Origin of the sequence: Stenotrophomonas daejeonensis, assembly GCF_001431505.1 — a bacterium.
GTDB classification, from domain to species: domain Bacteria; phylum Pseudomonadota; class Gammaproteobacteria; order Xanthomonadales; family Xanthomonadaceae; genus Stenotrophomonas; species Stenotrophomonas daejeonensis.
Genome location: NZ_LDJP01000058.1, coordinates 64089 through 74280, shown reverse-complemented (window position 1 = coordinate 74280; position 10192 = coordinate 64089). Strand labels below are relative to the sequence as shown.

The 10192-nt window shown below is 69.4% G+C and carries 8 protein-coding genes; 6 read left to right on the top strand and 2 right to left on the bottom strand.

Translation table 11 applies throughout. The features are described from left to right. Positions 1–312 precede the first annotated feature (312 nt). On the bottom strand, positions 313–1521 hold the full coding sequence (gene fabB, locus ABB34_RS10255) for a beta-ketoacyl-ACP synthase I (protein WP_057641224.1): 1209 nt from the start codon (positions 1519–1521) through the stop codon (positions 313–315). Beyond that, positions 1521–2036 carry a 3-hydroxyacyl-[acyl-carrier-protein] dehydratase FabA gene (fabA, locus tag ABB34_RS10250; protein WP_057641223.1) on the bottom strand — a complete coding sequence of 172 codons (516 nt, stop codon included), beginning with the start codon at positions 2034–2036 and terminating at the stop codon, positions 1521–1523. Before fabA ends, fabB begins: the two co-directional genes overlap by 1 nt. Positions 2037–2239: 203 nt before the next feature. Here fabA and dinB point away from each other — a divergent pair, with 203 nt between their 5' ends. The 6 genes from dinB (at position 2240) to fepB (ending at position 10186) form a co-directional block, all read left to right on the top strand. Continuing rightward, the gene (gene dinB, locus ABB34_RS10245; protein ID WP_057641222.1) at positions 2240–3316 is read left to right on the top strand and encodes a DNA polymerase IV; all 1077 of its coding nucleotides are present in this window, start codon (positions 2240–2242) and stop codon (positions 3314–3316) included. A gap of 59 nt (positions 3317–3375) precedes the next feature. After that, on the top strand, positions 3376–4053 hold the full coding sequence (gene gph / locus ABB34_RS10240) for a phosphoglycolate phosphatase (protein WP_057641221.1): 678 nt from the start codon (positions 3376–3378) through the stop codon (positions 4051–4053). A gap of 123 nt (positions 4054–4176) precedes the next feature. Further along, positions 4177–6444, top strand: a complete 2268-nt coding sequence (locus ABB34_RS10235) for a TonB-dependent siderophore receptor (RefSeq protein WP_057641220.1) — start codon at positions 4177–4179, stop codon at positions 6442–6444. 176 nt (positions 6445–6620) lie between these two features. Continuing rightward, entirely contained in the window at positions 6621–7556 is a 936-nt protein-coding gene (locus ABB34_RS10230) for an alpha/beta hydrolase (protein WP_057641219.1), read from the top strand. A gap of 155 nt (positions 7557–7711) precedes the next feature. Further along, positions 7712–9133 carry a YncE family protein gene (locus ABB34_RS10225; protein WP_057641218.1) on the top strand — a complete coding sequence of 474 codons (1422 nt, stop codon included), beginning with the start codon at positions 7712–7714 and terminating at the stop codon, positions 9131–9133. A 93-nt stretch (positions 9134–9226) separates the two neighbouring features. Continuing rightward, positions 9227–10186 (top strand): Fe2+-enterobactin ABC transporter substrate-binding protein, encoded by a 960-nt coding sequence (gene fepB / locus ABB34_RS10220; protein WP_211258195.1) that lies wholly within the window; start codon positions 9227–9229, stop codon positions 10184–10186. Positions 10187–10192 lie beyond the last annotated feature (6 nt).

Genomic DNA, 10192 nt, shown 5'->3' with positions numbered 1-10192 from the left:
TTGGTTATCGTCGGCAGCGTCAGAGTTTTTAAAGAGTCAGTGCGAGAGTAGGTCATCGCCAGGGGCTTTTCCTCCAAACCCCCGCTGCTCAAGCAGCGGGGGTTTGCTTTTGGGCGCCAAGCACACGCAGGCCAAGCTCCCGCGGGGAAACTACCGCCACCGAACGTAGAGCGGGGCTTGCCCCGCTGAGGCTGTCTCGACAATGCCCAGCGGGGCAAGCCCCGCATCTACCGATGAAGCCGTTCCGGGAGCAATGGCATATGAAAAGGCCCGGCAATGCCGGGCCTTTATTGGAGCAAGGGCCGCGGGGAATTACACCCGGCCGAAGACCAACGTCGCGTTGGTACCGCCAAAACCGAAGCTGTTGGACATCACCACGTCCAGTTTCGCCTCCTGCGTCTGCCGGAGGATCGGGAAACTGGCCGCGCGCTCGTCCAGCGTTTCGATGTTGGCCGAGCCGGCCATGAAGCCATCGCGGAGCATCAGCAGGCTGTAGATCGCCTCGTGCACGCTGGCCGCGCCCAGCGAGTGGCCGGACAGTGCCTTGGTCGAGGAGATCGGCGGGACCTTGTCGCCGAAAACCTCGCGTACCGCGCCCAGTTCGGTGATGTCGCCCAGCGGTGTCGAGGTGCCGTGGGTGTTGAGGTAGTCGACCGGGCGGTCGAGGTCGGCCAGCGCCATGTTCATGCAGCGCACGGCGCCTTCGCCGGACGGGGCGACCATGTCGGCGCCGTCCGAGGTGATGCCGTAGCCGACCAGTTCGGCATGGATGCGGGCACCGCGGGCAACGGCGTGGTCGTAGTCCTCCAGCACCAGCATGCCGGCGCCGCCGGCGATGACGAAGCCGTCGCGGTTGGCGTCGTAGGGACGCGAGGCGGTGGCCGGGGTGTCGTTGAAGCTGGTGGACAGCGCGCCCATCGCGTCGAACATCATGCTCATCGACCAGTGTAGGTCCTCACCGCCGCCGGCGAACACGATGTCCTGCGCGCCGTAGCGGATCATGTCCGCCGCCGCGCCGATGCAGTGCGCCGAGGTGGCGCAGGCGGCCGACAGCGAGTAGCTGACGCCCTTGATGCTGAAGGCGGTGGCGAGGTTGGCCGACACCGTCGAACACATGGTGCGCGGCACCATGTACGGGCCGATCTTGCGCACGCCGCGGTTGCGCAGCAGGTCCGCGCCTTCCACCTGCCACTGGCTGGATCCGCCGCCGGAACCGGCGATCAGGCCGGTGCGGCCATTGCTGACCTGCGCTTCGTCCAGGCCGGCGTCGGCGATGGCGTCGCGCATGGCGATGTAGCTGTAGGCCGCCGCGTCGCTCATGAAGCGCTTGAGCTTGCGGTCGATCTGCGCATCGAGGTCGACCTCGACGCGGCCGCCGACCTGGCTGCGCAGGCCGGCGTCGGCGTGGTCGGGCAGGAAGACGATGCCGGGACGGCTTTCGCGCAGGGCACTGGAAACGGTATCCAGGTCGTTGCCGAGGCAGGAGTTGATGCCCATGCCGGTGATGACGACGCGACGCATCAGAAGCTCTCGGTAGAGGTGAACAGGCCCACGCGCAGGTCCTTGGCGCTGTAGATCTCGCGGCCATCGACCAGCATGCGGGCATCGGCCTGCGCCATCACCAGCTTGCGGTTGATGACGCGCGAGATGTCGATTTCGTACTGCACCAGCTTGGCGCTGGGCAGCACCTGGCCGGTGAACTTGACCTCGCCGCAGCCCAGCGCGCGGCCGCGGCCCTCGGCGCCGATCCAGGTCAGGAAGAAGCCGGTGAGCTGCCACATCGCGTCCAGGCCGAGGCAGCCGGGCATCACCGGGTCGCCGATGAAGTGGCAGCCGAAGAACCACAGGTCCGGGCGGATATCCAGTTCGGCGCGCACCAGGCCCTTGCCGTGCGGGCCGCCGTCATCCCGGATGTCGGTGATGCGGTCGAACATCAGCATCGGGTCGTTGGGCAGGCGGCCCTTGTTGGGGCCGAACAGCTCGCCGCGTGCGCTGGCCAGCAGCTGTTCGCGCGAGAACGCATGGAGACGGTTCATCGAAGCGGTAATCCCGAAGCACGGAAAACGTAACGTCCAAGGATGCTTGATGGATATGCTTTCAATCAACAGTTTTAACAGTACGCATGCGTAGTGTTTGCGGGAAAAGCCAGCACGTTCGCAGCGGATCGTACCGGGGCGTATGGCGCGGCGGGCTATCATTGCAGGCCCTGTCCCTGCCGTTGCGGGTCCCCGGTTCGCCCATGCGCAAGATCATCCACATCGACATGGACGCGTTCTATGCGTCGGTCGAGCAGCGGGACGATCCGGCATTGCGCGGCCGCCCGGTGGTGGTGGCCTGGCGTGGGGCACGCTCGGTGGTGTGCGCGGCGTCCTACGAGGCGCGCACCTTCGGTGTGCGTTCGGCGATGCCGGCGTTGCGCGCCGAGCGGCTGTGCCCGGACGCGGTGTTCGTGGCGCCGGATTTCACCCGCTACAAGGCGGTGTCGCGGCAGATCCGCGAAATCTTCCTGCAGCACACGCCGCTGGTGGAGCCGTTGTCGCTGGACGAGGCCTACCTGGACGTCACCGCTTCGCCGACCTGCGGCGGCATCGCCACCGACATCGCGCGGACCATCCGCGCGCAGATCCGCGAAATCACGTCGCTGACCGCCTCGGCCGGCATCGCGCCGAACAAGTTCCTGGCCAAGATCGCCTCGGACTGGCGCAAACCCGATGGCCAGTTCGTGGTGCCGCCGGCGCGGGTGGAGCGGTTCCTGACCCCATTGCCGGTGAGCCGCGTGCCGGGCGTGGGCAAGGTGATGCAGGGCAAGCTGGCGGCGCTGGGCATCGCCACCGTCGGCGACCTGCGCGGCCTGCCGCTGGAGCAGCTGGAAGCGCTGTTCGGTGCGTTCGGGCGGCGGCTGCACCAGCGTGCGCGCGGCATCGACGAGCGGCCGGTGGAGCCGGACCAGCCGGTGCAGTCGATCTCCTCGGAGGACACCTTCAGCGAGGACCTGCGGCTGGGCGAGTTCGACGAGTTGATCGCGCAGCTTGCCGAACGCACCTGGCATGCCTGCGGGCGCACCGAGCGTGTCGGCCATACCGTGGTGCTCAAGCTCAAGACCGCGCAGTTCCGCATCCTCACCCGCAGCTTCACCCCGGACGTGCCGCCGGCCTCGGTGGAGGAACTGCGCGACATCGCGCTGGCGCTGTGCCAGCGCGTGCAGCTGCCGCCGCAGACGCGCTACCGGCTGGTGGGCGTGGGCGTGTCGGGGTTCCGCGACCGCGAGGATTCGGCGGTGCAGGGCGATCTGTTCCGTGGGTTGCCGGTGGAGTGAGCCCTGTGCGCCGGCGATGGGCGTGGTGTAATCGGCGGCCTTCGAGACGGGAGTAATGCGTGGAAATTGCGGCGCTGGTATTCGACCTGGATGGCACGCTGGTGGACAGCGCCGCCGACATTGCCGAGGCGGTCAATCGCATGCTGGACGATCTTTCGTTGCCGCGGGTGGACGAAGCCACCGTGCGCGGCTGGATCGGCGAGGGCGTGCGCAACCTGGTTGATACCGCGTTGCATCATGCCGGCAGCGGGCACACGCCGGCCGAAGTGATGCCCGGCTTCATGCGCCACTACCACGACTGCCTGCTGCGCAGCCCGCGCCTGTATGACGGCGTGGTCGAGGCATTGGCGCAATTGCAGGCGCGTGGCCTGCCGCTGGCGATCTGTACCAACAAGCCGTCGGCGCTGGTGCCGCCGCTGCTGGAGCATCTGGGCATTGCCGGCTGTTTCGCGCACATCGTCGGTGGCGACAGCCTGCCGCAACGCAAGCCGGCGCCGGAACCCCTGCTGCATGCCGCGCACCTGCTGGGGCAGGCGGTGCCGCGTTGCCTGATGGTCGGCGATTCGGCCACCGATCTCGGTGCGGCCAACGCGGCCGGCATGCCGATCGTGCTGGTGCGCTATGGCTACCTGCGCGGACTGGACCCGGAAACGAGCGGAGCCGTGGCGGTGGTGGATGACCTGCGGCAACTGGTTGCGGAGACATGCGTGCAAGGCGTGCCTCTCATTAATCGATAATCATTCTCGTTTGTTGTAAAATCGGCGGTATCCGGACGCTGGCGCGAGCGCGACCAACGTCTCAGTGAAAGACCTGCCTCAAGCCGCTGCCAGAGGCGTTTCCTCCCTCCTCTGGAAATCGTCATGTCCCCAACCCGCATCCCGCGGGCGTCCGCGCGCGCCCGCCTGTTCCGTCGCAACCCCCTGGCTGCCGCCCTGCTGCTCTCCGCCCTGGTGGCCGGCCCGGCCCTGGCCGAAGGCGCCCCCGACGCCACCGACATCGATACCGTGCACGTCACCGCGCAACAGATCGCCCGGCAGGCGCTGGGCACCTCGACCATCACTGCCGAGGACATCGAGAAGCGGCCGCCGGCCAATGACATCTCCGAACTGCTGCGCACCATGCCGGGCGTCAACCTGACCGGCAACAGCGCCTCGGGCCAGTATGGCAACAACCGCCAGATCGACCTGCGCGGCATGGGCCCGGAGAACACGCTGGTGCTGGTGGATAGCAAGCCGGTGGGCTCGCGCGATTCGATCCGCATGGGCCGCAGCGGCGAGCGCAACACCCGTGGCGACACCAACTGGGTGCCGGCCGAAATGATCGAGCGGATCGACGTGCTGCGCGGCCCGGCGGCGGCGCGCTACGGCTCCGGCGCCTCCGGTGGCGTGGTCAACATCATCACCAAGAAGCCGACCGGCGACCTGGGCGGTTCGCTCGGCCTGTACGGGTTGGTGCCGCAGCATGGTGAGGAAGGTGGCAGCCAGCGCGCCAGCTTCAACCTCGGTGGCCCGCTGGGCGGGGACCTGTCGTTCCGCCTGTACGGCAACCTCAACCGGACCGACGCCGACTCGCTGGACCTTAACCGCGACCATGCCAGCGGCGTCACCCCGCCGGCTGGCCGCGAGGGCGTGGTCAACAAGGACGTCAATGGCCTGCTGCGCTGGGACGTCAACCCGGACCACGTACTGGAACTGGAGGCCGGCTTCAGCCGCCAGGGCAACATCTACGCCGGCGACCGCGCGGTCAGCGGCACCGGCAGCGACCTGCTGACCGAACTGGCCGGGCAGGGCGCGGAAACCAACCGCATGTACCGTACCTCCGGCGCGCTGACCCACCGCGGCAGTTGGGGCGACAATTCCTCGCGGTTGACCCTGGCCTACGAGGGCACCAACAACAAGCGCATGAACGAGGGCCTGGCCGGCGGCGCCGAAGGCAGCATCAGCGGCGCGGGCTGGTCGACCTCGCGCCTGCGCAACTACAGCATCGATGGCGAACTGAACCTGCCGACCCTGCTGGGTGGCCACGACCATGTCTGGACGCTGGGCTTCGAGTACCGCGACAGCAACCTGGAAGATCCATTCTCGGTGTCGCAGGGTGGCAGCAGCGGCGGCGGCATCGACGGGCTGGACCCGGACCGCGGCGGCGGCAAGGCCGATGCGCAGACCACGGCCGTCTTCGTCGAGGACAACATCTACCTGGGCGAGCGCTGGATCGTCACCCCGGGCCTGCGCCTGGACCACCACAGCCAGTTCGGCAAAAACGTCAGCCCCAGCCTCAACGCGCAGTTCGAACTGGCGCGGAACTGGCTGCTGAAGGGCGGCGTGGCGCGCGCGTTCAAGGCGCCCAACCTGTACCAGTCCAACCCGAACTACCTGTACTACACCCGCGGCAACGGCTGCCCGGACAACTACCAGAGCCTGGGCGCCGGCTGCTACGTGCAGGGCAACGCCGGGCTGGATGCGGAAACCAGCATCAACAAGGAGATCGGCGTGGAATGGGCGCCGGACAGCGGCTGGCACGCGTCGCTGACCTGGTTCCACAACGACTACGAGAACAAGATCGAGGCCGGCTACGTCCCGGTCGGGCAGACCGCCGGTGACCCGCCGGCCCGCGTGTTCCGCTGGGAGAACGCGCCCAAGGCGGTGGTGCAGGGCTTCGAGGGCAACCTCAACGTGCCGCTGTTGGGCGAGCGCGGCGAAGTGCTGAAGTGGAACACCAACCTGACCTGGATGGTCGAGAACGAGAACAAGACCACCGGCCAGCCGCTGTCGGTCATCCCCGAGTACACGGTCAACACCTCGCTGGACTGGCAGGCCACCGCGAACCTGTCGTTGCTGCTGACCGGTACGTTCTATGGCAGGCAGGAGCCGGCCACCCGCGACATGAACAACGACCCCAAGTGCACCGCCGGTTGCGATGGCACCGCGGTGCTGCAGCCGCGCGGCGCCTACGACCTGTGGAGCCTGAGCGCGCGCTACCGGATCACCGACAAGGTCAGCCTGGGCCTGGGCGTGAACAACCTCGGCGACAAGCGCCTGTTCCGCGAGGCCAACAGCAGTGCGGCCGGCGCGGCTACCTACAACGAGCCCGGCCGCGCGTACTGGGCCAGCATCAACGTGGGCTTCTGACCGCCCGCGGACCCGTGGCGGCCCGGTGCCGCCGCGGGCCGCGGATTCCGTTTCTCCACCAGCAGGCAAACCGGCGTGACCTACCTCCCCGCAATTTCCCCGAGCCCGGTGCCGATGTCCTTCATCGGGGCCGCGGGGGTGCCTTCGCCCCCGGCGCCGGCCCGGCCACGGCGGGCATGGCCGTGACGCGCTCCAACGAGCGCGGCGGGGGCCCGATGCGGCGCGATCCACTGCAGGTCATCGGCCGGACCGTGGCCGACCAGGCATCGCCGCATTACCGCTTCGAGCGTTTCGTCGTCGCTGCCGACGACGGGGGCGGCCGCTATCGCGTCAACCTCGCCATCCCCGCGCCGCCGCCACCGGCCGCCGGTTTTCCCGCGTTCTGGATGCTCGACGGCAATGCCGCGCTGCAGGCGTTCGATGAACAATTGCTGGCCGGGTTGGCGCGCGGCACGCCGCAGGTGCTGGTGTTCGTCGGCCACGACAACCCGCTGCGGATCGATGCGGCGGCGCGGATGCGCGACTACACCCCGCTGCCGGCCCGCTTCGAGGAAGACGGGGGCGCCACCCGGGGCGGCGGGGCCGATGCGTTCATGGACGTCATTGCGCACCGCATCCGTCCCGAGCTGGCGCGGCGCGTGCCGCTGGACCCGTGGCGGCAGGCGCTGTGGGGGCATTCGCTGGGTGGCATGTTCGCGTTGCATGCGCTGTATTGCGGCGATGCCGGTTTCCGCACTTTCGCCGCGGCGAGCCCGTCGCTGTGGTGGGCGGGCGGCGCGCTGCTGGGCGCGCCGGAACGCGCTTTCGTCGAACGGGCAGGCGAGCGCCAGGCGAGGGTGCTGCTGATGCTGGGCGAGGGCGAGCGCCATCCGGATTTCAGCGGCCGCGACATGGACGACCCCGCGGTGGTGGCGCACCTGCGGCGGGTCGCGGCGGTTCCCGCCGATGCGCTGGAACAACTGGCCGGGCGGCTGCGGCAAGTGCCGGGGCTGGACGTGGGCTACCGCGAGTTCGCCGGCCTGGGCCACGGGCCGATGCTGCGCGCTTCGCTGCTGCATGCGTTGCATGCCGTGGCCGGCATTGCCGACCGCAGTGGCGAGGTGCCGCCATGAACGGCAGCGCGGCCTGCTTGTGGCTGCGCCCGCTTGCGTCGTGGCCGCGGCGGATCGCGCCGTGCCGACATTCCATCCGTTTGCCCAGGCAGCTTGCACACCCACGGCAGATCCCACCGGCGCCGATGGCGCCATTCCGAAAGAGGTGAAAGCCAATGAAGTACCGCACGTCCCCCTCCCGTCCCTCCAGGCTGCTGCGCCCGGCGTTGCTGGCACTGGCGCTGGGTTCGGCCGGCCCGCTGCTGGCGCAGGAGGCGTTCACGCCGCCGGACACCAGCTTCGGCGGACGCATCAACCTGCAGGCGCCGGTGGCCTATCCCGGAGACCGCGTCGAACTGGCCGGCGAGGGCTTCAAGCCCGGGCAGGCGGTTACCCTGCAACGCGGCGCCACGGTGCTCAACCCGCAGCCCTACCGGGCCGACGCCGAGGGCCGGTTCAAGGCCGCCCTGCAGTTGCCGGGTGATGCCGCCATCGGCCGCCACCCGCTGCTGGTACGGGTGGACGGGCCGGATGCGGCGCAGGTGTTCGAGCTGAAGGTGTCGCCGAAGCTGGCGCTGTCCGGCCAGCAGGGCTTCGCCATCAACAGCGAGCCGCTGCCGCGCGGCCTGTACCAGTCGGCCTACAGTGCCGCCAGCAGCGCGTTGTTCGTCACCGCCGCGGTGGGGCGCCCGCCGGTGAAGGAATCGCAACTGCTCAAGGTCGAGCCGAAGACGCTGAAGGTCGTCGCCAGCGCCAACCCGCCGGCAGCACCGGCACCGGCCGCGCGCTCCGGCCAGCCGCCGCGCGAGGGGGGCGTGTATGCGGTGTACGGCGTGGGCGTGGACGATGCCAACGGCAACGTCTGGGTGACCAACACCCGGCAGAACACGGTGGCGGTGTACCGGCAGTCGGACCTGTCGCTGGTCAGGCAGTTCCCGCAGGACAGCGTGCCGCACTCGCGCGACGTGATCGTCGACCAGAAGCGCGGCAAGGCTTACGTTTCGGCCACCGGTGGCAACCACATCGCGGTGTTCGACACCCGCACGCTGCAGCATGTCGGCGACATCGAGGTGGCCAGCGGCCAGCGCGGCAAGGAGTTCACCCCGGCCAGCCTGGCGCTGGACGCGGAGGGTGGGAAGCTGTTCTCGGTGAACCTGGCGGCGCCCGAGGCGGTGGTCATCGACACCGCCAGCGACACGGTGGAGAAGGTGCTGCCGCTGGGCCATGCGGTCGGCGCGATCGGCGTGGCCTGGGACGGCGGCGCCAGGCGCCTGCTGGTGGTGGCGCAGGGCAGCGACAACCTGCTGGTCGTCGACCCGGCCAGCGGCAAGGTCGAGCATGACGTGGCCGTCGGCGCCGGCCCGCTGAACGTGGCGGTGGACCCTGCGTCCGGGCTGGCCTACGTCAGCAACCGTGCCTCGGGCACGATCGCGGTGGTCGACCGCGATGGCCGGCTGGTCGCCAACCTGGATGGCGGCACCTACCCGAACCACGTCCATGCCGATGGCAGCGGCGCGGTGTTCGCGGTGAACAAGTCGCGCGGCGAGGACGACCCGAAGGGCGACCGCATCACCCGCCTGCAGGCCAGGCGCAGGTAAGGACGCATGGCCGGGGCCGCGGTGGCGCGCCCCGGCCGTGCCGCAGTCTGGCGGCGGTTGCCGCCGCACCGGAGAACGTGGATGAAGTGCGGGATGTCGATGATCGAACGTGGTTTGCGCCGGATGGCGGTGCTCCTGCTCGGGGTGGCGTTGTGCGCCTGCGGCCGCGCTGGCGGCGAGGCCGGCGTTGCCGGCCCGGCGTGGCGCAGCTTCGCCAATGCCGATGGCAGCGTCACCGTCATCCCGCATGCGCCGCAGCGCATCCTGTCCACCTCGGTGGCGATCAGCGGCACGCTGCTGGCGATCGATGCGCCGCTGGTCGCCAGTGCGTCCAATGCCCGCGGCCAGTATTTCGCGCAATGGGCCGCGGTGGCCCGTGCGCGCGGTGTCGAGAACGCCTGGCCGGTGGGCGCGGTCAACCTGGAGGCGGCCTATGCGGTGCGCCCGGACCTGATCGTGGTCGCGCTCAACGGCAACGACTCGGCCATGCCGCAACTGGCCGAACTGCGCAGGATCGCCCCGACCATCGTGCTCGACTACGGCGACCGTACCTGGCAGGAACTGGCGCTGGAGCTGGGCCGGGCCACCGGCCACGAGCAACGCGCCGCCGAACGCATCGCCGAGTTCGACCAGCGGGTGGCGCAGGTGCGCGCGCGCATCGTGCCACCGGCCGGCAAGACCAACATCGTCAGTTTCAACGGGGCCGGCATGGGCAACCCCGTCGCCACCGGCGAAAGCGCCCACGGCCGCCTGCTGGCGGCGCTGGGCTTCGACCTCGAGGAGCCGGACCCGGCGTGGCAGACCAACACCGCCACGCGCAAGGACTTCATCTGGGCGCCGTACGAGAACCTGCCGCGGCTGCAGGCGCGCACCACCTTCCTGCTCGGTACCGACGAGGCGGGCACCGGCCGCTTCCTGGCCGATCCGCTGCTGGCCAACCTGCCTTCGGTGCGCGCGCGGCAGGTGCATGGCCTGGGCCGCAATTCGTTCCGCGTCGACTATTACAGCGCAGGGGAAATCGTCGATGGCATCGACGCCCGTTTCGGCCGCTGACGCATC